The sequence below is a fragment of the Variovorax sp. P1_H2 genome, assembly GCF_056405295.1.
Genome location: NZ_JBFUCJ010000009.1, coordinates 57713 through 77816, shown reverse-complemented (window position 1 = coordinate 77816; position 20104 = coordinate 57713). Strand labels below are relative to the sequence as shown.

General features: G+C 67.5%; 25 protein-coding genes and 1 tRNA gene. 13 read left to right on the top strand and 13 right to left on the bottom strand.

Features of this window, described 5'->3' with window-relative positions; all coding sequences use genetic code 11:
* Window positions 1-13: 13 nt before the first annotated feature.
* Together AC1D2E_RS05705 and AC1D2E_RS05700 are read left to right on the top strand one after the other, a co-directional pair.
* The gene (locus AC1D2E_RS05705) at window positions 14-1150 is read left to right on the top strand and encodes a PilT/PilU family type 4a pilus ATPase (protein ID WP_478196503.1); all 1137 of its coding nucleotides are present in this window, start codon (window positions 14-16) and stop codon (window positions 1148-1150) included.
* Between the two features lie 53 nt (window positions 1151-1203).
* The gene (locus AC1D2E_RS05700; protein ID WP_478196502.1) at window positions 1204-2124 is read left to right on the top strand and encodes an NAD(P)-dependent oxidoreductase; all 921 of its coding nucleotides are present in this window, start codon (window positions 1204-1206) and stop codon (window positions 2122-2124) included.
* A gap of 17 nt (window positions 2125-2141) precedes the next feature.
* On the opposite strand, the gene AC1D2E_RS05695 is transcribed toward AC1D2E_RS05700, so the two are convergent.
* Window positions 2142-2909: a BON domain-containing protein gene (locus AC1D2E_RS05695; RefSeq protein ID WP_478196501.1), complete on the bottom strand. Its 768-nt coding sequence runs from the start codon at window positions 2907-2909 to the stop codon at window positions 2142-2144.
* Between the two features lie 199 nt (window positions 2910-3108).
* Here AC1D2E_RS05695 and AC1D2E_RS05690 point away from each other — a divergent pair, with 199 nt between their 5' ends.
* Complete coding sequence (locus tag AC1D2E_RS05690) at window positions 3109-4551, top strand: patatin-like phospholipase family protein (protein WP_478196500.1); 1443 nt, start codon at window positions 3109-3111, stop codon at window positions 4549-4551.
* A 13-nt stretch (window positions 4552-4564) separates the two neighbouring features.
* Here the strand turns inward: AC1D2E_RS05690 and AC1D2E_RS05685 are convergent, their stop codons facing one another.
* Both AC1D2E_RS05685 and AC1D2E_RS05680 read right to left on the bottom strand, forming a co-directional pair.
* Window positions 4565-5200, bottom strand: coding sequence for an SIS domain-containing protein (locus AC1D2E_RS05685; protein ID WP_478196499.1), 636 nt, complete (start codon window positions 5198-5200; stop codon window positions 4565-4567).
* 64 nt (window positions 5201-5264) lie between these two features.
* Window positions 5265-5663: a YraN family protein gene (locus AC1D2E_RS05680; protein ID WP_478196498.1), complete on the bottom strand. Its 399-nt coding sequence runs from the start codon at window positions 5661-5663 to the stop codon at window positions 5265-5267.
* On the opposite strand from AC1D2E_RS05680, the gene rsmI reads away from it, so the two are divergent.
* Together rsmI and AC1D2E_RS05670 are read left to right on the top strand one after the other, a co-directional pair.
* Window positions 5663-6610 carry a 16S rRNA (cytidine(1402)-2'-O)-methyltransferase gene (gene rsmI / locus AC1D2E_RS05675; RefSeq protein ID WP_478175165.1) on the top strand — a complete coding sequence of 316 codons (948 nt, stop codon included), beginning with the start codon at window positions 5663-5665 and terminating at the stop codon, window positions 6608-6610. The two genes, AC1D2E_RS05680 and rsmI, sit on opposite strands and share 1 nt — an antisense overlap.
* A 98-nt stretch (window positions 6611-6708) precedes the next feature.
* On the top strand, window positions 6709-7203 hold the full coding sequence (locus tag AC1D2E_RS05670) for a macro domain-containing protein (RefSeq protein ID WP_478196497.1): 495 nt from the start codon (window positions 6709-6711) through the stop codon (window positions 7201-7203).
* 21 nt (window positions 7204-7224) lie between these two features.
* Here the strand turns inward: AC1D2E_RS05670 and AC1D2E_RS05665 are convergent, their stop codons facing one another.
* Complete coding sequence (locus tag AC1D2E_RS05665) at window positions 7225-7953, bottom strand: glutathione S-transferase (protein ID WP_478175167.1); 729 nt, start codon at window positions 7951-7953, stop codon at window positions 7225-7227.
* Window positions 7954-8072: 119 nt separating this feature from the next.
* Between AC1D2E_RS05665 and AC1D2E_RS05660 the strand changes: the two genes are divergently transcribed.
* Window positions 8073-8417 (top strand): c-type cytochrome, encoded by a 345-nt coding sequence (locus AC1D2E_RS05660; protein ID WP_478196496.1) that lies wholly within the window; start codon window positions 8073-8075, stop codon window positions 8415-8417.
* Window positions 8418-8475: 58 nt separating this feature from the next.
* On the top strand, window positions 8476-9354 hold the full coding sequence (locus AC1D2E_RS05655) for a lipase family protein (protein WP_478196495.1): 879 nt from the start codon (window positions 8476-8478) through the stop codon (window positions 9352-9354).
* A 39-nt stretch (window positions 9355-9393) separates the two neighbouring features.
* Here the strand turns inward: AC1D2E_RS05655 and AC1D2E_RS05650 are convergent, their stop codons facing one another.
* Window positions 9394-9768 carry a hypothetical protein gene (locus tag AC1D2E_RS05650; protein WP_478196494.1) on the bottom strand — a complete coding sequence of 125 codons (375 nt, stop codon included), beginning with the start codon at window positions 9766-9768 and terminating at the stop codon, window positions 9394-9396.
* 78 nt (window positions 9769-9846) lie between these two features.
* Entirely contained in the window at window positions 9847-10116 is a 270-nt protein-coding gene (locus AC1D2E_RS05645) for a hypothetical protein (RefSeq protein ID WP_478196493.1), read from the bottom strand.
* Between the two features lie 55 nt (window positions 10117-10171).
* Here AC1D2E_RS05645 and soxR point away from each other — a divergent pair, with 55 nt between their 5' ends.
* Window positions 10172-10633 carry a redox-sensitive transcriptional activator SoxR gene (gene soxR, locus AC1D2E_RS05640; RefSeq protein ID WP_478196492.1) on the top strand — a complete coding sequence of 154 codons (462 nt, stop codon included), beginning with the start codon at window positions 10172-10174 and terminating at the stop codon, window positions 10631-10633.
* Window positions 10634-10744: 111 nt separating this feature from the next.
* Here soxR and AC1D2E_RS05635 read toward each other — a convergent pair whose 3' ends face one another.
* Together AC1D2E_RS05635 and AC1D2E_RS05630 are read right to left on the bottom strand one after the other, a co-directional pair.
* A complete protein-coding gene (locus AC1D2E_RS05635; protein ID WP_478196491.1) occupies window positions 10745-11437 on the bottom strand; it encodes a Crp/Fnr family transcriptional regulator in 693 nt (230 codons plus the stop codon).
* An 85-nt stretch (window positions 11438-11522) separates the two neighbouring features.
* On the bottom strand, window positions 11523-12200 hold the full coding sequence (locus AC1D2E_RS05630) for a Crp/Fnr family transcriptional regulator (RefSeq protein ID WP_478196520.1): 678 nt from the start codon (window positions 12198-12200) through the stop codon (window positions 11523-11525).
* 251 nt (window positions 12201-12451) lie between these two features.
* Here AC1D2E_RS05630 and AC1D2E_RS05625 point away from each other — a divergent pair, with 251 nt between their 5' ends.
* Window positions 12452-13651, top strand: coding sequence for a DesA family fatty acid desaturase (locus tag AC1D2E_RS05625; RefSeq protein WP_478196490.1), 1200 nt, complete (start codon window positions 12452-12454; stop codon window positions 13649-13651).
* Window positions 13648-13806 carry a DUF3309 family protein gene (locus tag AC1D2E_RS05620; protein ID WP_478196489.1) on the top strand — a complete coding sequence of 53 codons (159 nt, stop codon included), beginning with the start codon at window positions 13648-13650 and terminating at the stop codon, window positions 13804-13806. The genes AC1D2E_RS05625 and AC1D2E_RS05620 overlap by 4 nt, the downstream gene beginning before the upstream one ends.
* Window positions 13807-13888: 82 nt before the next feature.
* Here AC1D2E_RS05620 and AC1D2E_RS05615 read toward each other — a convergent pair whose 3' ends face one another.
* Entirely contained in the window at window positions 13889-14176 is a 288-nt protein-coding gene (locus AC1D2E_RS05615) for a glycine zipper 2TM domain-containing protein (protein ID WP_478196488.1), read from the bottom strand.
* Between the two features lie 341 nt (window positions 14177-14517).
* Between AC1D2E_RS05615 and AC1D2E_RS05610 the strand changes: the two genes are divergently transcribed.
* Entirely contained in the window at window positions 14518-15258 is a 741-nt protein-coding gene (locus AC1D2E_RS05610) for a Crp/Fnr family transcriptional regulator (protein ID WP_478196487.1), read from the top strand.
* Between the two features lie 198 nt (window positions 15259-15456).
* Window positions 15457-15888, top strand: coding sequence for a VOC family protein (locus AC1D2E_RS05605; RefSeq protein ID WP_478196486.1), 432 nt, complete (start codon window positions 15457-15459; stop codon window positions 15886-15888).
* A 9-nt stretch (window positions 15889-15897) separates the two neighbouring features.
* Here the strand turns inward: AC1D2E_RS05605 and AC1D2E_RS05600 are convergent, their stop codons facing one another.
* From AC1D2E_RS05600 to AC1D2E_RS05585, 4 genes are all read right to left on the bottom strand, one after another.
* Window positions 15898-16788 carry a LysR family transcriptional regulator gene (locus tag AC1D2E_RS05600; protein WP_478196485.1) on the bottom strand — a complete coding sequence of 297 codons (891 nt, stop codon included), beginning with the start codon at window positions 16786-16788 and terminating at the stop codon, window positions 15898-15900.
* 132 nt (window positions 16789-16920) lie between these two features.
* On the bottom strand, window positions 16921-17523 hold the full coding sequence (locus tag AC1D2E_RS05595) for a hypothetical protein (RefSeq protein WP_478196484.1): 603 nt from the start codon (window positions 17521-17523) through the stop codon (window positions 16921-16923).
* Window positions 17524-17935: 412 nt separating this feature from the next.
* Window positions 17936-18010, bottom strand: a tRNA-Arg gene (locus AC1D2E_RS05590).
* A 40-nt stretch (window positions 18011-18050) separates the two neighbouring features.
* Entirely contained in the window at window positions 18051-18689 is a 639-nt protein-coding gene (locus AC1D2E_RS05585) for a TetR family transcriptional regulator (RefSeq protein ID WP_478196483.1), read from the bottom strand.
* Between the two features lie 160 nt (window positions 18690-18849).
* Between AC1D2E_RS05585 and AC1D2E_RS05580 the strand changes: the two genes are divergently transcribed.
* Window positions 18850-20103: an efflux RND transporter periplasmic adaptor subunit gene (locus AC1D2E_RS05580; RefSeq protein WP_478196482.1), complete on the top strand. Its 1254-nt coding sequence runs from the start codon at window positions 18850-18852 to the stop codon at window positions 20101-20103.
* Window position 20104 lies beyond the last annotated feature (1 nt).

The window sequence follows — 20104 nt, the reverse complement described above, 5'->3', positions numbered from 1 at the left end:
CCGGAGTACCGTCATGGAACGCGATCAAGCCAGCCAGTTCATCAACGACCTGCTGAAGCTCATGGTGAGCCGCAACGGCAGCGACCTGTTCATCACCGCCGAGTTCCCGCCCGCGATCAAGGTCGACGGCAAGATCACCAAGGTGTCGGCCCAGTCGCTCGGCGCGCAGCACACGCTGGCGCTCACGCGCTCGATCATGAACGACCGCCAGACGGCCGAGTTCGAGCGCACCAAGGAGTGCAACTTCGCGATCTCGCCGACCGGCATCGGTCGCTTCCGCGTCAATGCCTTCGTGCAGCAAGGCAAGGTCGGCATGGTGCTGCGGACCATTCCGGCCAAGCTGCCGACCATCGACGGCCTGGGCATGCCGCAGGTGCTCAAGGACATCGCGATGACCAAGCGCGGCCTGACCATCATGGTCGGCGCCACCGGCTCCGGCAAATCGACCACGCTGGCAGCCATGATCGACTGGCGCAACGAGAATTCCTACGGCCACATCGTGACCGTCGAGGACCCGGTGGAGTTCGTGCACCCGCACAAGAACTGCGTCGTGACGCAGCGCGAGGTCGGCATCGACACCGACAGCTGGGAGGCGGCGCTCAAGAACACGCTGCGCCAGGCGCCCGACGTGATCCTGATGGGCGAGATCCGCGACCGCGAGACGATGGAGCACGCGGTGGCCTTCGCCGAGACCGGCCACCTGTGCATGGCCACCTTGCACGCCAACAGCGCCAACCAGGCGCTCGACCGGATCATCAACTTCTTCCCCGAGGAGCGCCGCGCCCAGCTGCTGATGGACCTGTCGCTGAACCTGCGCTCGCTGGTCTCGCAGCGGCTGATCCCGACCGAGGACGGCCACGGCCGCATCGCCGCGGTCGAGATCCTGCTGAACACGCCGCTGGTCTCCGACATGATCTTCAAGGGCGAGGTCGGCGAGATCAAGGAGATCATGAAGAAGAGCCGCAACCTGGGCATGCAGACCTTCGACCAGGCGCTGTTCGACCTGTTCGAGGCCAACGCGATCAGCTTCGAGGACGCGATCCGCAACGCCGACTCGGCCAACGACCTGCGCCTGCAGATCAAGCTGAACAGCCAGCGGGCACGCACCACTGACCTTTCGGCCGGCACGGAGCACTTCGCGATCGTTTGACTCGCCCCCGGAACGAAGTGCGGGGCAAGCTGGGGGCGAGCTAAAGTACCCCCATGACGAGCCTCAACCCCAAAACCTACGACTCCACCCCTTCCCAGAAGGTCGCCTTCCTCGGCCTCGGCGTGATGGGCTACCCCATGGCCGGCCACCTCGCGCTGGCCGGCCACCACGTCACGGTCTACAACCGCAGTGCCGGCAAGGCCCACGACTGGGAGCAGGAATTCGCTCCACAGGCCTCGGCGTCGGTGAGCCACTCGGCCACGCCGCACGGCGCCGCATCGAACGCCGACATCGTGTTCTGCTGCGTCGGCAACGACGACGACCTGCGCTCGGTGGTGCTGGGCGAGAACGGCGCCTTTGCCGGCATGGCCCCCGGCGCGGTCTTCGTCGACCACACGACCGCCTCGGCCGATGTCGCGCGCGAGCTGTCGAAGGCGGCGATCGAACGCGGCCTGCAGTTCATCGACGCCCCGGTGTCCGGCGGCCAGGCCGGCGCCCAGAACGGCGCGCTGACCGTGATGTGCGGCGGCGACTCGGCCACCTTCGAGCGCGTCAAGCCGGTCATCGCAGCCTTCGCCCGCGCCGTCGCGCTGCTCGGCGAGAGCGGCGCCGGCCAGCTCGCCAAGATGGTCAACCAGATCGCGATCGCCGGGCTGGTGCAGGGCCTGTCGGAAGCCATCGCCTTCGGCCAGCGCGCCGGGCTCGACATGAACGAGGTGCTGGCCGTGATCGGCAAGGGCGCCGCCCAGAGCTGGCAGATGGACAACCGCGGCAAGACCATGATCGAGGGCAAGTTCGACTTCGGCTTCGCGGTCGACTGGATGCGCAAGGACCTCGGCCTGGTGCTCGACGAGGCCAAGCGCAACGGCGCCCGGCTGCCGGTGACCGCGCTGGTCGACCAGTTCTATGCCGACGTGCAGCAGGCCGGCGGCAGTCGCTGGGACACCTCCAGCCTGATCACCCGCCTGAAGTGATGCGCCGCTGCAGCGGCTCAGCGCACCGGTGAGGTGACCGGGCCACCGGCCGGCGGCGTCGACGACGAGGGCAGCGGCTCCATCGGCGGCAGCGGCACGCTCGAGCGCGAGGCCGGCGCGCTGCCCGACGATGCGCCGGTGCCTCCTGGCTGACTCTGCTGCTGCTGTTGAAGCTGGTTCTGCAGTTCCGCTTCGCTGACGATCTCGACCACCCGCACCACCTTCGTGACGCCCGCGACGCCGCGCGCGATGTCGGTCGCGCGATCGGTCTCGCGGCGGGTCGCGATGCCCATCAGGTAGACCGTGCCGCGCTCGGTCGTGATCTTGAACGAGTTGGCGAAGATGTCCTTGGCATCGAGCAGCGAGGCCTTGACCTTGCCGGTGATGAAGGTGTCGTTGGAACGCTCCTGGAAGGTGGTCGGCGGACCGACCACCAGCTCGTTGACCACCGAGCGCACGCTGTCGACGCGCCGCACCACGTCCTCGACGCGGCGCTTGTCGGCCTCGCTGCCGACCGTGCCGGTCAACAGCACCTGGCGGTTGAAGCTGGTCACGCTCACGTACATCTGGTCGTTGGCGATCTCGCGCACGCGAGCGCCGGCCCGCAGCTCGATGGCCTGGTCGTCGACTTGCGCGCCCGAGCTGCGGCGATCGGTCGCCACCATGCCGACACCGGCGGCCGCGGCCCCGCCCACCACCAGCGGCACGCAGGCGGTCAGACCGGACACCAGTACGGCGCCTGCGGCCAAAGCCATTGCGATGCGTTGCGTGGATGTGGTCTTCATGGGTGCGGGCCTTCCTGTGCGTTGTGTCCGCGGCGAGTTTAGCCCAGGGTTTTCACCGCTCCGTTACGGGCTGTCATCGCGACCTTCGCGAGAGCGGCATGTCGCGCCCCTTGCCTACAATTCGACGCGGTCGATGGCGCACATGTTGCATGGTCCACGTCCGACATCGATACCGACCCGTTCGATCAAGGAAGCCACCGTGAATCAACCCATCGCGCGATCGCCTGTCCTGCAACGGATGGCCGGCACCCTGGCGCTGCTGCTGCTCGCCGGATGCAATGCGCTGGCGCCGGTGAACCCGCCGATCGCCAAGGTCGACCTCGACAGCGGCTACCGGGTCAACCGGATGCTCAAGCGCCCGCTCGACGGCGTCACCAACGATCCCCACACGCTCTTGCTGCTGACCTTCTCGGGCGGCGGCACGCGCGCGGCGGCGTTCTCCTACGGCGTGCTCGAGGAGCTGCGGCGCACCGACATCGTGGTCCAGGGCGTGCAGCGCAATCTGCTGGCGGAGGTGGATGCGATCGCCGGCGTCTCGGGCGGCAGCTTCACCGCGCTGGCCTACGCGCTCTATGGCGACCAGCTGTTCACCGAGTACGAGCCGCGCTTCCTGAAGCGCGACGTGCAGGGCGCGTTGACGCGGCGCGCGCTCAATCCGCTCAACTGGTTCAGCCTCGGCAGCGGGTTGTACGGACGCTCCGAGCTGGCCGCCGACTACTACGACGAGATCCTGTTCGACGGCGCCACCTTCGCCGACCTGCTCAAGAAGCCGACCCCCGTGACCGCGGTCACCGGCACCGACCTCTCGACCGGTGCCCGCTTCCCGTTCTCGCAGGACCACTTCGACCTGCTGTGCTCCGACCTCGGCACGGTGCGGCTGGCGCGGGCCGCGGCCACCTCCTCGGCCGTGCCCGCGGTGCTGTCGCCGGTCACCTACTACAACTACGGCGGCCACTGCGGTGCCACCATGCCGGTCTGGGTCTACGACGTCACCAAGCCGGGCGGCCCCTCGCGCCCGGCCGGCCGGGCCCTGCTGCGCTACCGCGACATCCAGAACTTCGAGGACAGCAAGAACCGGCCGTACCTGCACGTGGTCGATGGCGGCGTCTCGGACAACCTGGGCCTGCGCGGCCTGCTCGAGGCCCTCGAAGAACTGGAGGCCAGCCCGAACTTCCAGCGCCAGGTGGGGCTCGCATCGATCCGGCGCATCGTGGTGGTGGTGGTCAACTCGCGCTCGGCGCCGGCCACCGACTGGGACCAGCGGGCGCGCGCGCCCGGCATCGTCTCGCAGCTGCTGCAGTCGTCGAGCGTGCCGATCGATCACTTCTCCTACGAATCGGTCGAACTGCTGAAGGACATTGCACAACGCTGGGCCGACAAGCGCGAACTCCAGGTCGCCGAGCTCCGGCTGTCGGGCATGCCGCGGGCACAGGCAGAGGCCGCGGTGCCGAAGCTGCGCTTCGACGCCATCGACGTCAGCTTCGACGCCATCGAGGACCCCAAGGAGCAGCGCTACTTCATGGACCTGCCGACCAGCTTCGTGCTGTCGGACGAGGCAGTCGACCGCCTGCGCGCGCTGGGCGGCCGGCTGCTGCGCGAATCGCCCACCTATCGCGAATTGCTCGGCGAGTACACGAAGTGACGAGCGCGGGGGCTCAAGTCGAGAGCAGGGACGAGTCGCTGTCCTGGTCGCCGAGCAGTTGGGCGTCGACGCCGTCGCACAGGCAGTGCAGCACCAGCAGGTGGACCTCGTGGATGCGCGCGGCACGCTCGTGCGGCACGCAGACCTGCACGTCGGTTTCGCGCAGCGCGCGGCCCACGGCGCCGCCGGTGCCGCCGCCCGAGGGTGCGGCGTTGCCAAGCAGGGCCACCACCGTCATGTCGCGCGCGTGGGCGGCGTCGACCGCCGCCAGCACCGCGGCCGACTGGCCGCTGACGCTCAGCGCCAGCAGCACGTCGCCGGCTTGGCCCAGTGCCCGCACCTGGCGCGCGAAGCGATCGGCGCCGAGCGATTCGGCCGTGTCGGCGGCCGGGTCGGTGGGATCGCCGGGCAGCGCGATCGCGGCCAGCTCGGGGCGGTCGCGCTCGAAGCGGCCGACGAACTGGGCCGCGAACTGCGCCGCCAGCAATCCGGACACGCCGGAGCCGCACGCGAGGATCTTGCCGCCGCTGGTGACGCAGGCCAGCAAGGCCTGCATGGCTTGAGAGATGGGCTTGCCGAGCAAGGGCCCGGCCTGGTATTTGAGGTCTGCACTGTCGATGAAGTGCTGCTGTATCCGTTGCTCTAGCATGAGGCCCGGATGATAACTGCGAGCCTGTGAACGGCGACTGAAACAAAAGGTGAGGCGCCTCCGCTCAACCGGCGTCGAATGCGCCCCGGATCCAGTCGATGCGCGCCTCCACCAGCACGACGTCGAATCGGCAGGGCGGCAGCACGCGCAGGCGGCTGATGTAGTGCCGCGCCGCGAAGACGATGCGGCGCTGCTTCGCGCCCGTGATGCTGCCGCCGGCACCGCCATGCGTCGCACCGGCACGGCTTCGGACCTCGACGAACACCAGCGTGCCGTCGCGCGGATCGCGCATGATCAGGTCGATCTCGCCGCCGCCCCGGCCGGGGGTTCGATAATTGCGCGCGACCAGCCCGAGGCCGGCCGCCTGCAGGTGTTCGAGCGCGGCGTCTTCGGCCGCGTCGCCGCGCTGCTTGGTCGTCGGCAGCGATGTCCGCCCCGCTGCCTTGTTCTGGAGATAAGCCATTGACTTCCATCGCTCCCGCTTCGTTCGGCGCCGCCCTGCTCGCCGCGCGAGATGCCGCGGGTTCGCAGCATTATCCGCAGGCCACGCTCTACGTGGTCGCAACGCCGATCGGCAACCTCGCGGACATCACGCTGCGCGCGCTGCACGTCCTGCAACTGGTCGACGCGGTCGCCTGCGAGGACACGCGCCACACGCAGAGCCTGCTGCGGGCCTACGGCATCGACCGTCCGGGCGCGCAGCTGCTGGCCCTGCACCAGCACAACGAGAGCGAGGCGGCGCAGGCGGTGATCGCGCGGCTGGCCGCGGGCGAGCGCATCGCCTATGTCAGCGACGCCGGCACGCCCGGCGTCAGCGACCCGGGCGCGCGGCTGGTGGCCGCGGTGCGCGAGGCCGGCCACCGGGTGCTGCCGCTGCCCGGCGCCAGCAGTGTGACCACCCTGGTCGGCGCCGCCGGACTGGTCGCTGCCGGCGACCCGGGCAGCGGCTTCGTGTTCGCCGGCTTCCTGCCGAGCAAGGCCGGCGAGCGCGATGCCGCGGTGCTGCGGCTGGCCGACGAATCCCGCAGCGTGGTGCTGCTCGAAGCGCCGCACCGCATCGAGGCGCTGGCGCGCTCGCTGGCCAGCCTGGGCGAGCGCAAGGTCACCGTCGGCCGCGAGCTCACCAAGCAGTTCGAGGAGATCGCGACCGTCGCCGCCACGGCCTTGCCCGACTGGTTCGCGGCCAGCCGCGACCGCACGCGCGGCGAATTCGCGCTGGTGCTGCACCCTCGGCCCGCGGCCGTCGATGACGGCGCCGAGGGCGAGCGCGTGCTGCGCCTGCTGCTGGCCGAACTGCCCGTGAAGAGCGCGGTGCGCGTCGCGGCCGAGATCAGCGGTGCGCCGCGCAACGCGCTCTACGAAGCCGCACTGCGCATGCGCAAGGACGGCGACGAGGCCGTCGAACCGTAGCGCGCCCGCCCGCAGCACTGATCTCCGCTTGCTTGACCCAGGTCAGGGCTCGGCGCCGGCGCGCGGGCTATGGTCGGTCAAACCATCCAGGAGCACCCATGTTGCATGAAGTCAGCGGCGATATTCTTCTTTCCAGGGCACAGGCCATTGCGCACGGTGTCTCGCCCAACGATTCGTTCAGTTCCGGCCTCGCGCTGGCGCTGCGCGAGAACTGGCCCTCGCTGTACAAGGACTTCCGCCACTATTGCCAGACCCGCCACCCGCAGCCGGGCGAGCTGTGGACATGGACCAATGCCGAGGGCCAGCGCGTGATCAACCTCATGACGCAGGACGCCGCATACGACACCGGCGCCAAGCCGGGCAAGGCGACGGTCGATCGCGTCAACCACACGCTGCGGACGCTGCGCAAGCTGGTCGAGGAAGAAAAGCTCGCCAGCCTCGCCCTGCCGCGCCTCGCCACCGGCGTCGGCGGCCTCGACTGGAAGGACGTCGCGCCGCTGGTCGAGCGCCACCTGGGCGACCTGGAGATCCCGGTCTACCTGTACACGACCTACCGCAAGGGCGTCGCCGCCGCGGAAACGGCGGCCCGCTGATCCGGACGGCGGCCCCGCCGCTCAGCCGTCGAGTTCGGGGTAGGCGCGGAAGATGCCGTCCTCGTTGAAGGCGATCCGCCGCGGACTCCGCAGGTAGTCGTGCACCCGCTGCCGGCGGCCCACGTTGGCATGCAGCTTCGCCACCGCCGGCGTGTCGGCCAACGCACGCGCGGCGGCCTTCGGGAAGGCATAGCGCAGCCCGGCCACCAGCTGGAACAGCGAGAGATCGGCGTAGGTCAGCGCGTCGCCGACCAGATGCAGGTCCCCGGACGGATTGCGCTGCAGGATCTTCTCGAACCAGCCTAGGAATTTCGGAATGCGTTCCTCGCGAAAGGCCTTGGCGCGCGCCAGCGCCGCCTCGCGCTGGTCCTCGTAGTAGAGCCCGGTCGACAGCGGATGGTGCGTGTCGTGCGCCTCGGCCACGCAGTCGGCGATGGTCAGCTGCAGCTGGTGCGTCCACAGCCCATCGGCCTCGCCCACGCCCGCCAGCCCGAGCCGCGGCCCGAGGTACAGCAGGATGGCCGCCGTCTGGCCGACCACGATGTCGCCGTCGACCAGGAAGGGCGGCGCGAACGAAGGCCGGGGGTTGTCCGGGTCGTCGAGCCGACGGGCCAGGTGCGACTCACCGCCGCCCTTCGACGGCGGTTCGCGCGCCACATCGACGTAGGCGGCACCGGCGGCCTCGAGCGCGAGGCGGACGAATTCGCCGCGGCCCTGGATCGTGGGCCAGTAGTGGAGTTGATAGGCCAAGCGTCCTCCGCATGAAGGTGGTGGGAAGCGGAGGATACGAGAGCCGTGCCGCCCCTTCCAAGCCGCGCATCAGCGAACCCCTGACGAATTGGGCAGAATCCAGGCCGATGCGCTTGACGATGGATCGAACCCTGATGCCGATGCTTGGCGGACTGCTGCCGATGCTGCTCGCCGCTCCGGCAGGCGCCGAGGATCTGGCCCAGGCCCTGGCCCGCGAGAACAGCTGCATGGCCTGCCACGGCCTGGTGCACAAGCAGGTCGGCCCCGGCTTTGCGCAGGTCGCGGCGCGCTACCGCGACGACCCGGCGGCGCCGGCGCGCCTGGCCGGCAAGATCCGAAGCGGCAGCGTCGGCACCTGGGGCCGCGTCATCATGCCGAGGCAGACCCAGGTCAGCGACGAGCAGGCGAAGCGGCTTGCGCAATGGGTGCTGGCCCAGCCGTCGCCCCGCCCTCCCACCGATTGATGAGGCGGGCGCCCATCGAGCCAGAACACAATGCCTCAACAACAACGGAGGCGAAGCGATGAGTAGCGGGGCCGATGCGCAGGTATCCATCGAATACGACGCATCCCGCGAAGCGCTGTTTCATCCCGGGCAGCGGCCCACGGTCTTCGTCGAGGACCCGGATGCAGCCCTCACGCTCCCGGGGCTTGCAGTCGAAGCGGCGCGCCTGGCCTACCTGCGCGCCGATTCGAAACTGGACGCGTCGTGCAGGCTGACCGCGGCGCTGCACCTGGCGGGCTTCGGCGAGCCCGTCACATTTTTCGACCGGGCCACGGGCGCCTACGCCTTTGGCTCGATTCGCGCCCAGGACGGCTTGGCGATGCTCGCCTATCGCGGAACCCAGCCCGACGATCCCAGGGATGTCATGGCGGACCTGGCATTCCTGCCGAGCCCCTGGGCCGAAGGCAATGTGCATTCGGGATTCGGCCGTGCGGCCGAGTCGCTGAAGACGAAGGTGCTGCAGTGGCTGGCGAACGAGGCCTCGGGCCGCAGGCAGTTGCTGCTGTGCGGCCACAGCGTGGGCGCCGCCATGGCGACGATCTTCGCCGGCCTGGTCGAGCCGACGCATGTCATCACGATCGGCTCGCCCCGTGTCGGCGACATCGACTTCATCGGCTCGCTGCCGGCGAGCGCGATGACCCGCATCGTGAACTGCGCCGACGTCGTGCCCACCCTGCCTCCGCGGATCACGCCCTACCACCACGTCGGCCACCTTCTCTACATCGACAAGGACGGCCTGCGGCACGACAACCCGGAAACCCCGTTCGTGCTCAAGGACCGCATCGTGGGCCAGGCCGAGCATGCCGCGCGCATGAGCGCCGCGCCGGAGCCCGACGCCATCGCGCTCCGGGCCCTGACCGACCACTCGCCGGTCAACTACCTGCGCGCATTCTTCTGAGGCGCATGCCCGCGGCGTCCGCGGGCCCTCATCGCAGTCTCAATCGATGCGCCGCGGCCAGTTGCCGGTCTTGCCTCGCTCCGACGCCGAGGTGTAGCAGGTGATCGACTTGAAGCCGACGCAAAAATCGGCATCGCAGACCTTGCCGTCGGAGGCCAGCCGGGTCGGACGGGCGGGCTCGGTGTCAAAGCGCACCGAGCGCTCGTAGCCTTGGGCCCGGCAGTAGGTGTCGGCGGCCATCTTGCCGCAGTACCTGCCCCAGACGTAGCACTGGTCGAGGCGCGCGAGCTTCTTGTAGGTCGGGCGGTTGAACGTGCCTTCGAGCGCGAAGGACGAAGTGGCCGCGAGCATGCCGATCGCGAGCAACGCGAACGACCTGCATGCGCCGGGCCATGGCCGGCCAGTGTGCTTCATGACGTTTCCCCGCGAATGATCGATGCAGCAAGACTAGGGCATCCGCCGCCGAATTTCCAGGCGATGCCCCGGCGCGACTCACCACGACGGTGGAGCCGTCGCGGCTGCCTGGCCGGCTCGCTCGCGGTTCGCCATGCGAAGCAGGGCCGACGCCAGCTCGGCCTCCTCCCCCTGGGTCAGCTGCAGCACCAGCCGCCCGAACTGCGTCTGGTAGCAAGGCAGCATCAAGGCCGCCGACGGCGCGTGGGCATCGCCGCTGCGTGCGAGGCAGTCATGGCAGGCAGCGATGCTGCGACAGAGATCGAGCGCCTGCGCGACGCGGTCGGAGGATGGCTTGTGGAGGTTCATGGCAGGCACTGTAGGATCTCAACTTAACTTGAGGTCAAGCGATTCCTTTCATCCCATGGCCAAGCCCGAAGACATCTCCTCCACGCTCTCGGTCGGCGACGTGGCGCAGCGCGCCGGCGTGCCCGTGTCGACCCTGCACTTCTACGAGTCCAAGGGGCTGATCCGCAGCGAGCGAACGCTGAGCAACCACCGGCGCTACCCGCGCGCGGTGCTGCGGCGCGTGGCCTTCATCCGCGTCGCGCAGCGCGTGGGCATTGCGCTGTCGGACATCGCCGAGGCCCTGGACGCCCTGCCGGCCTCGGCCGCGCCCACGCGCGCCGACTGGGCGCGGCTTTCCGCACGCTGGCGCGCCGAGCTGGACGAACGCATGGCGCAGCTGAAGAAGCTGCGCGACACGCTCGACGATTGCATCGGCTGCGGCTGCCTGTCGATCGACCGCTGCCGGCTGCGCAATCCGGCCGACAAGCTGGCGGCGAAGGGGCCCGGGGCGCAGCGGCTGTGGCTGAAGCAGGAATAGGCGTCGGCGGACCGAGCGCCTTGTGTCGATTGATAGATGCAGATGCACGCGCTCCGGCTCGGGTGCGGCGGCCACCGTCCGGGAGTCTTCGAGGCCCTCTATATCGAGCTTTCAAGTCAGCAGTTTCGCGTAGGCCTGCCGGTCCGCGGCATAGCAGCCACACGCCATCGCCTCGAGTCTGCCGCGATCGAGCACCGTGAGGTCACCGCGGTGGTATTCGATCAGCCCGCTGCGCTGCAAGGCACTGGCGGCCGTCGTGATGCCGACCCGGCGCACACCGAGCATGAGGGCGAGAAACTCGTGTGTCACATGGAAGCTGTCGGAGTGGGCACGGTCCTGGCTCATCAGTAGCCAGCGCGCCAACCGCGGACCGATCAGATGAAAGCGCAGGCATGCTGCCGAAGCGGCCAGTTGCGACATCAAGACGTAGACGTAACGGTTCAGACCGCGTTGCAGCGCCGCGCTGCGTGCGAGTTCGTGCCGGAAGTCAGCGGCAGCCATGCGCCATGCTGCGCCCGGGCCCTGCACCAGCGCGTGCAATGGCACAGCGGCCACGCCCAGGGCCAGTTGCGCGCCCAGCATTCCCTCACGGCCGACCATGCCGACTTCGAGGCCCGGATGGCTGTCGGACCGCGCCACCAGCGAAATGAAACCGTCGATCGGGAAGTAGACATGCCGCGTCGGCTCGCCAGGCTCGCACAGGACCTCGGCCAGCACCAATTGGATCGGCTCGCACAGGGCCAACAGGCTCCGGCGATCTTCGCGGGGAAGCATTTCGATGAGGTGGTTCTCGACGGTGGCCAACAGGCGCTCCTGTGCGGTTGAACAACTTTCAGTCTGCGCGATTCGCAGCGGCGCGACTGTCTGCCAGCGCACAGAGCGATAGCGATCAAGTCGCCAGGCGTTTCGGAAGCAGCCTGTCGTACTCCTTCTTGACCACCGCATAGCACTCGCAGGTGCGTTGTTCCAGACCCTCGCGGTCCAGCACCGCTATGCGCCCGCGCGCATAACGGATCAGCCCGGCCTTCTGCAGCTTGAGGGCGCCCTCCGTCACGCCTTCGCGGCGCACGCCGAGCATGTTGGCGATCAGCTCCTGCGTCATCACGAGCTCGTTGCCCTTCAGGCGGTCCAGGCTCAGCAGCAGCCAGCGGCACAGCTGCTGGTCCAGCGAATGATGCCGGTTGCACACCGCCGTCTGGGCCATCTGCGTGATCAGCGCCTGGGTGTAGCGCAGCAGCAGGTGCAGCACCGGGCCGGCCCGGTTGAACTCGTCCTTCATCATCTGCGCCTTCAGCCGCCAACCCTGGCCCGCGCTCTGCACCACCGCGCGGCTGGGCGTGGACTCGCCGCCCATGAAGAGCGAGATGCCGACGATGCCCTCGTTGCCGACGACGGCGATCTCGGCCGAGGCGCCGTTTTCCATCACATAGAGCAGCGAGACGATGGCGGTGGTCGGAAAGTACACGTGGCTGAGCGTGTTGCCCGATTCATAGAGCACCTGCCCGAGCGGCATGTCCACCCACTCGAGCTCCGGCAGCCAGCGCTGCCACTCGGCGTCCGGCAGCATGCGAAGCAGGTGGTTCTTTCGGGGGTCGGAGGAAACGGTCAACACGGAATTCCAGGGTGGGTCTGGCTTCGAGGATTACCATGGTGGTGCTCTTCTACAGCGCTTGCCTCGAGCATAGGCCGCCGATACTGCCTTGTATGTTCGGCAGCGCACAGACGATCGCCATCGTTTGAATAACATTGCAGGCGGGGCATCGCGCCAACCGCCGAGATCAACGGCGGGCATCGCGTCGTCCCACAACGGACCTTGTGATGCAACTCAGTCTGCTCGATCTGCCCTGGTGGGGTCTTGTGATGGTCACGCTGGGCTCGACCCACGTCACCATCGCGGCGGTCACGATTTTCCTGCATCGACATCAGGCGCATCGCGCGCTGGAACTCCATCCCCTCGTCAGCCACTTTTTCCGTTTCTGGCTGTGGCTCACTACCGGGATGGTGACCAAGGAATGGGCGGCGATTCATCGCAAGCACCACGCCAACTGCGAAACCGCCGAAGACCCCCACAGCCCGCAGATCCATGGCATCAGGAAGGTGCTGTTGGAGGGCGCCGAGCTCTATCGCGTGGAAGCGAGGAACGCCGCAACGCTCGAACGATACGGCAGCGGCACTCCCGACGACTGGATCGAGCGCAAGCTGTACGCAAGGTACACCCGGCTCGGCATCGGCCTCATGCTGGGGATCGACGTCRCCCTGTTCGGCCCGATCGGGCTCAGCATGTGGGCGGTGCAGATGCTGTGGATTCCGTTCTTCGCCGCGGGCGTCATCAACGGCGTCGGTCACTATTGGGGCTACCGCAATTTCTCGCCCGACGACAACTCCAGCAATGTCGTGCCGTGGGGCATTCTGATCGGCGGCGAAGAGCTCCACAACAACCACCACGCCTACGTCACCTCCGCCAGGCTTTCCAACAAGTGGTGGGAGTTCGACATCGGCTGGATGTACATCCGCATCCTGGAAATGATGCACCTCGCAAAGGTGCGCAACGTGACGCCCAGGATCCGCTACGACACATCCAAGACCTGCTGCGACGTCAGCACGCTGCAGGCCGTCATCACGCACCGCTACGAAGTGCTGGCCAGATTTGCCCGATCGCTGCGTCCGATTGCCGTGGAAGAGATCCGCAGCCTGCGGGCCAGCGTGATGCCAGGCTCGACGGACTTCAAGGCGCTGGACCCGGTCAAGTACCTGCTGCAAAGAGACGCGAGGGAATTGCCCGCGACGCAGCGCGCAGTCCTGGAACAGGCGCTGGACTCCAGCTCCGTGCTGCGCACCATCTACTCGATGCGGCAGGATCTCACTGCCCTGTGGAGCCGATCTGCCGCCTCGAAGGAGCAACTGGTGAAACAGCTGGAAACCTGGTGCCGGCACGCCGAGGCAAGCGGCATCGGTGCGCTGCGTGAGTTTTCTCGAACGCTGCGCTGCTATGACTCACTGACAGGAGAGATGAAATGACATTGGGAACAATTCTGCTGATCATCGTGATCCTGCTGCTCATCGGCGCGATTCCAAGTTGGCCCCACAGTCGGGGATGGGGCTACGGCCCCAGCGGCGGCATCGGGCTGGTGTTGGTGATCCTGGTCGTTCTGTTGCTGCTGGGCAAGATATAGCGCGTGGCCCCGAATGGGGTACGCGCTTCTTCAGGCCAAAAAAAACGTGCCCGACGGCACGTCTCTGTCGAAGCGGAAGCGCTCAGTAGCGGGGGCCGTTGTTGGGATAGTAGCCACGGTCGTTGTTGTAATAGTTGTTGTTGTAGTTGCGCTGGTCCGCGTTTCGCCCCACTTCACTGCCGATCAGGCCACCGACGGCGGCCCCTCCCACTGTAGACGCTGCGTTGCCGCCGATCGCGTTGCCAAGCACCGCACCGCCGATGGCTCCGCCGGCGATACCGAGCTGCTGGTTGGGGCCGGTCCCAGCACATCCTGCCAAAGTCAAGAGGGAGCCGATGGCCGCGGCCGTCATCCAGGATGTTGTTTTCACGATGTCCACCTTTCAGTGAGTGATGCGAGCAGCGCTGGTTGGAGCAAGGCACACACAACAACCGTGCTGCCACCGGAACCGGTGTTGCCTCTGGCGCCCGTCGCTCCGGTGTTTCCCTGATTGCCAGTTTCGCCTTGCGCTTGTCGAGTAGTACGCAGCTCAAAAAGGCCGCATCAGTCACTGTGACCGGACGCGCGCGCCCTGTCTGTTCGGTATCGCGCATAGAGGAAGCTCGTGACAGCCCGCGTGCCTGTGCCGTCAAAAGGGTGGCTTTTGCAACAGCACACGGGCGGCGCTACATTCACCACAAATGACGTGCATTTCAGAGGCTCCGGCTTGTCATGACTTCGACTCCGAACGCGTCTACACGGCGCCCAGCTTCGGCGCGCAATGGCCTCCTGGAAGTGATGCCCCCGGATGTGCGTGCCGGTCTGGCGCCGCTCCTCGAACTGGTCCAGCTCGAATTGGGCGAGGTCCTCTACGAGTCAGGGGTGGTCCAGCAGCATGTGTACTTCCCGACCGACTGCATCGTGTCGCTGTTGTACGTGCTCGAGAACGGGCAATCCGCCGAGATCGCGGTCGTGGGATTCGAGGGCATGGTCGGCGTCTCGCTCTTGATGGGCGGGGGCAGCACACCCAACCGGGCGGTGGTGCAAAGTGCAGGCTATGCGTTTCGCCTGAGCGCGAGCCATATCAAGCAACTGGTCGAACAGGGCGGACCGTTGCTTCATCTTCTGCTGCGCTATACCCAGGCGCTGATCACCCAGATGTCGCAAACGGCGGTATGCAATCGACACCATTCGCTCGAGCAGCAGTTGTGTCGTTGGCTCTTGTTGAGCCTTGACAGGTTGCCGGGCAACGAATTGGTCATGACGCAGGAACTCATCGCCAACATGCTCGGCGTGCGACGCGAGGGGGTCACGGAGGCGGCCGGTAAGCTGCACCGCCTGAACCTGATTCAGTACGCTCGGGGCCATATCACCGTGTTGGACCGTCCGGGTCTCGAACGGCACGTGTGCGAATGCTACGAGGTGGTGAAGCGCGAGACCGATCGCTTGCTACCGAACAAAATTGCGACCTGACCCGGCTGCACGTGCCGGCAATGGACTTGGCATGCAGGTCGCCCGAGGGGGCGGCGCATCGACCCGGCATTGTGGCTGCCCCTGGCTCGCGTCGATTCATCGAGAATCGTGGTGCTGAGCAAGAAAACATATCGCTTTCGACAATGGGATCCGCTGCTTAGAGTCTGGTCACCGGCACTCCCCACAGCGATGACATCCATGACCACTCCCAGCACACCCATTCCGTTTCACCTGGCTTTCCCCGTGCGCGACATTGCCGAGGCCCGCGCCTTCTACGGCGATCTGCTGGGCTGCCCGGAAGGCCGAAGCGCCCCCGAATGGGTCGACTTCAATTTCTACGACCACCAGATCGTGGCGCACCTGGCCCCTGACGAATGCGGCCACCGGCAGCACAGTCCCGTCGACGGCCACGACGTGCCGGTACGCCATTTCGGCGCCGTGCTGCCGATGGACCAATGGCAGGCCTTGGCCGACAAGCTCGTCGCGCGCAAGACCGAATTCGTCATCGAGCCCTACATCCGCTTCAAGGGCGAGCCGGGCGAACAGGCGACGATGTTTTTCCTCGACCCTTCGGGCAACGCGCTCGAATTCAAGTCCTTCGCGAACCTGGATTCGTTGTTCGCCGTCTGAAGGCGGCGCTCAGGCGCGCCGCTTGTCTTTGCGGACCTCGGCGGCCTCCCGCAAGGACTGGGCGAACAGCGCGACGATGGGCGGACTCGCCCGAGGCTTGCGCTGGAGCAGGCCGATTTCCCGGTGGAAGGTCGATTCGCCCAGCGAGACCACGCGCACGCCTGCAGGGAGCGGCAGGTGCGCTTCGACCAACGGCACCAGCGCCACGCCCAGGCCCTTCGCTGCCAGGTGGATGAGGCCCGGGATTTCGTCGATCTCGATCGCATCGTTGACCGAAAGGCCCTCGCGGCGAAGGAATGCTTCCACCATCCGGCCGCCGAAGGAGGCACGGTCATAGCGAAGAAAGGGCTGCGACTCGATGAGCGTTCGCCAGTCCGTGCCCGGCACGGTCTTGGGCACGATCAGCACATAGGGCTCGTGCACCAAGGCCTGCCACGTCATGTCCGGCAGCGCGCCGAACGGCGGCCGGATGATCAGGGCGGCATCGATCTGGCCGGCGTCCAGGTCGTCCATCAGGCGCATCGACACGCCGGGCGACACATGCACGCGAACCAGGGGAAGCGCCTTGCGGAACCCTTCGAGCGCACGCGCCAGCAGGGTCGGCTGCGTCGATGCGATGGCGCCCACGCGCAGCAGTCCGCGCGTGGCTGTGCCGCCGGGCGGATCGCCGAGCCTGGCGTAGAGGGCGCAGATTTCTTCCGCACGCGCGAGCGTGGTCTGGCCGGCGACGTTCAGGGTGGCGGACCGCCCGGTGCGGTCGAAGAGCTCGAACCCCAAGGATTCTTCGAGCCGCTTGATCTGGCTGCTGACCGCCGACTGCGTCAGGCCGATGCGCTCGCCGGCCGCCGCGAAGGTGCCGTGCTTGCAGACGGCGATGAAAGTCTTGAGTTCGCTGATCACCGGCCGAGCATCTCAAGGATCGATGCTCGGGTCAACGATGCATGGACGTTCGTTGTTGATTCGAACGCGCGGGCGGCAGTCCCGACGCCACGGCTGCCGAGGCTCGATGCCTCCGCAGCCGGGCTCTCTCGCTCACTTCGCCCGTGCCGGCCTCACGCTCAACGCCACCGATTCGGTGATGTTCGCGACCACCTGGTCGCCCACCTTGACGTCGCGCAGCACCTCCGGATCGCGCACGTGCACGTCGGTCAACTGGCCGCTGGGCCCTCGCAGCGTGGCGATGTTCTTCTTGCGGTCGACGGCGAAGACATTGGCGATGATGGTCGTGCGCGTGGTGGCGACGCCGCCCGGCCTGGCGCCCTTCGCGGCCACGGCGGCCGACTCGGTCTCGACCCGCTCGCGGATGCCGTCGCCGCCCTTCATCAGCGCCAGCGCGACGCCGATGCGGTAGCTCAGGCGGACCCGGTCGCCGACCTTGACCTGCTCGAGGTTCCTCACCGCCGGATCGACCCGGAGGTCGGAGATGTCGCCCTTCGGGCCCTTGATCGACACGATGCGGTGCGCCACGTCCACCGCGGTGATCTCGCCGGTGACCGACAGCACGGCCGAACCGCCCCGGGCGTCGTCGAGGTGGATGGTCCTGCGCTCCGGTGGTGTCTGCGCACCGGCGGTGCCGGCGCAAAGGGTCAGCGCGGCGCATGCCGCAAGCAAAGCGAGTCTTTGGGGGTTCTTCATATTGGACCTGCGTTGGTGAGGAGAGGCGGGGCCACCATACGCGCACGCAGGCCGGATGTCACTTGCACTTAAGTGCAATGCCGGCCAGAGGAAAAAAACCGCTACGTCGGTCAACGTGCGGGTCGCGGGGCTCGGCGAGCCGAAATCGCGGTGATCGGCGCCGCGGCGCGGGAGCGACGGGATGCGGTCAACACGCACACAACATGCCTACACTGCGCTATTCCATTTATGAATAGCGCTTGGCGGGCCCGCAGGCGCAAAAGGCGAAAGGAGTGTCGACGTGAAATCCCGTCATCTTGCAAACCTGGGTCGCCACCTGCAGCGCTCGGTTCCGAGAACCTGCCGCAGCGGGTGGTTTTCAGCGAAGAAACGAAAAAGTCCGGAAGAGTTTGAACTCTTCCGGACTTGTATCTGGTCCCGCCGCCAGGAATCGAACCTGGATCTCAGCCTTCGGAGGGCCGAATTCTATCCGTTGAAATACAGCGAGAGGAGCTTCCGAAACATCGGAAGCTCTCTATTATCGCTGATCAGACGGCGTGTGGCACGGGCCGGGTAAAACCCAGCCCCGCGAGGTACACCCGGAAGGCCTGGCGCCCGGTCGCCACGAGGTCGAACGCGGCCGGGTCCAGCAGCCAGTTCTGGATCAGCCCGCTGATCAGCGCATGCAGCCCCTGAGCCGCCGCCGGTGCCGGGATGGGCAGGCGCCTGCGGGTGCGGCGGACATCCGCCACCATCGCTTTCTCGAACTCGATCACGCAGGCATTGCGCGCCGTCAGGTGGCGCTGCTGCACCGATTCCATGTCGTGGGTGTATTCGACCTTGTGGGTGGCGATGTCGAACACGCGGCGCACCTGCATGTCGGTCGTCATGAGCTTGAGCGCCTCCACCATCTGGTGCTCGAGCTCGTCCATGGCCTCGGCGCCCCCGCCCGCGGACGCCCTGGCCACCTCGGCCTCCAGCGGCAGCGTGACGCGGTCCATCATGGCGTTGAAGAGCGCAGCCTTGTCCTTGAAGTGCCAGTAGATCGCGCCCCGGGTCGCGCCGGCCTGGTGCGCAATTTGCTGCAGGCTGGTCTGTGACACACCCTGGGCCTGAAACAGCACCTCCGCCGCATCGAGCAGGCGGTTGCGCGTCTCCTGCGCCTCTTCCTTGGTGCGTCTGACCACTTTCACACTCCGTTCATAAAATCCATCGGCCGGGCAAGGTCGCCACTATACATTCATGAATGTATGTAAGATAGAGGCCTTTTGCCGATAGTCAAGATCGCCGCGATGCTTTAGGCACCCGCGCGCCAAACGTCTTCTGTCCTCCCTTCAAAGGAATCACATGCCCGACTTGCATGTCTCGCGCCGTTCGCTGATCCCCCCACGCCTCGCGGCCGTTGCCGCCGCCACTGTCATGCTGCTCGCACTGAGCGCCTGCGGCAAGGGCGAGGCCCAGAAGGCCGACGGCGGCGGCCATCCCGCGCCCGAGGTCGGCGTGGTGGTCGCGACGCCGACCAACGTCGGCCTGGTGACCGAGTTGCCGGGCCGGCTCGAATCCACCCGCGTGGCCGAGGTGCGTGCACGCGCCGCGGGCATCCTGATGCAGCGCGTGTTCCAGGAAGGCAGCGACGTCAAGGCCGGCCAGGTGCTGTTCCGCATCGACCCCGCCCCCTACGCCGCCGCCGCGCAGAGCGCCGAGGCCAGCCTGGCGCGCGCCGAGGCCAACGCGGTGCAGGCCCGTGCCCTGGCCGAGCGCTACAAGCCCCTGGTCGAGGCCAATGCGGTCAGCAAGCAGGAATACCTGAACGCGGTGGCGGCGGCAAAGACCGCCGAGGCCGACATCGCGGTCGGCCGCGCCGCCGTGCAGACCGCCAGGATCAACCTGGGCTACGCGACCGTGACGGCGCCGATCTCGGGCCGCATCGGCCGCTCGCTGGTGACCGAGGGCGCACTGGTGGGCCAGGGCGGCGACGCCACGGCGCTGGCCGTGATCCAGCAGATCAACCCGCTGTACGTCAACTTCACGCAGTCGGCCACCGAGGTGCTGCGGCTGCGTCGCGCGCTGCAGGACGGCCAGTTCAAGCACGCCCAGGGCGGCGAGGCGGCCAGCGTGCGCATCGCGCTCGAGGACGGCAGCGAGTACCCGCTGCCTGGCCGGCTGCTGTTCTCGGACCTGACGGTCGACCAGACCACGGGCCAGATCACGCTGCGCGCCGAGGTGCCGAACCCGAAGGGCGACCTGCTGCCGGGCCTGTACGTGCGCGTACGCCTCGAGCAGGCGCAGGCCGTCGACGCCATCACGGTACCGCAGCAGGCCGTGACCCGCACCCAGCAGGGCGACACGCTGACGGTGGTGGGCGCCGACGGCAAGCTGAGCAAGCGCACGGTGAAGATCAGCGCCGCCCAGAACAACCAGTGGGTGGTGCTCGACGGGCTGAAGGCCGGCGAGCAGGTGATGGTCGACGGCTTCCAGAGGCTGCAGATGATGCCGCCCGGCACGCCCGTGAAGGCCGTTCCATGGACCGGTCCGAAGGGCGCCGCCGCCCCGGCACCGGCCGCCTCCGCTGCGGCCGCCCCTGCTGCGGCCGCGAAGTAAG

Bases quoted from the DNA above. Each gene is read 5' to 3' on its own strand.
- AC1D2E_RS05705 (WP_478196503.1), top strand. From the start codon at position 14: ATGGAACGCGATCAAGCCAGCCAGTTCATCAACGACCTGCTGAAGCTC.
- AC1D2E_RS05700 (WP_478196502.1), top strand. From the start codon at position 1,204: ATGACGAGCCTCAACCCCAAAACCTACGACTCCACCCCTTCCCAGAAG.
- AC1D2E_RS05695 (WP_478196501.1), bottom strand. From the start codon at position 2,909: ATGAAGACCACATCCACGCAACGCATCGCAATGGCTTTGGCCGCAGGC.
- AC1D2E_RS05685 (WP_478196499.1), bottom strand. From the start codon at position 5,200: ATGCTAGAGCAACGGATACAGCAGCACTTCATCGACAGTGCAGACCTC.
- AC1D2E_RS05680 (WP_478196498.1), bottom strand. From the start codon at position 5,663: ATGGCTTATCTCCAGAACAAGGCAGCGGGGCGGACATCGCTGCCGACG.
- AC1D2E_RS05670 (WP_478196497.1), top strand. From the start codon at position 6,709: ATGTTGCATGAAGTCAGCGGCGATATTCTTCTTTCCAGGGCACAGGCC.
- AC1D2E_RS05660 (WP_478196496.1), top strand. From the start codon at position 8,073: ATGGATCGAACCCTGATGCCGATGCTTGGCGGACTGCTGCCGATGCTG.
- AC1D2E_RS05655 (WP_478196495.1), top strand. From the start codon at position 8,476: ATGAGTAGCGGGGCCGATGCGCAGGTATCCATCGAATACGACGCATCC.
- AC1D2E_RS05650 (WP_478196494.1), bottom strand. From the start codon at position 9,768: ATGAAGCACACTGGCCGGCCATGGCCCGGCGCATGCAGGTCGTTCGCG.
- AC1D2E_RS05645 (WP_478196493.1), bottom strand. From the start codon at position 10,116: ATGAACCTCCACAAGCCATCCTCCGACCGCGTCGCGCAGGCGCTCGAT.
- soxR (WP_478196492.1), top strand. From the start codon at position 10,172: ATGGCCAAGCCCGAAGACATCTCCTCCACGCTCTCGGTCGGCGACGTG.
- AC1D2E_RS05630 (WP_478196520.1), bottom strand. From the start codon at position 12,200: ATGCTGCCGGACGCCGAGTGGCAGCGCTGGCTGCCGGAGCTCGAGTGG.
- AC1D2E_RS05620 (WP_478196489.1), top strand. From the start codon at position 13,648: ATGACATTGGGAACAATTCTGCTGATCATCGTGATCCTGCTGCTCATC.
- AC1D2E_RS05610 (WP_478196487.1), top strand. From the start codon at position 14,518: ATGACTTCGACTCCGAACGCGTCTACACGGCGCCCAGCTTCGGCGCGC.
- AC1D2E_RS05605 (WP_478196486.1), top strand. From the start codon at position 15,457: ATGACCACTCCCAGCACACCCATTCCGTTTCACCTGGCTTTCCCCGTG.
- AC1D2E_RS05595 (WP_478196484.1), bottom strand. From the start codon at position 17,523: ATGAAGAACCCCCAAAGACTCGCTTTGCTTGCGGCATGCGCCGCGCTG.
- AC1D2E_RS05580 (WP_478196482.1), top strand. From the start codon at position 18,850: ATGCCCGACTTGCATGTCTCGCGCCGTTCGCTGATCCCCCCACGCCTC.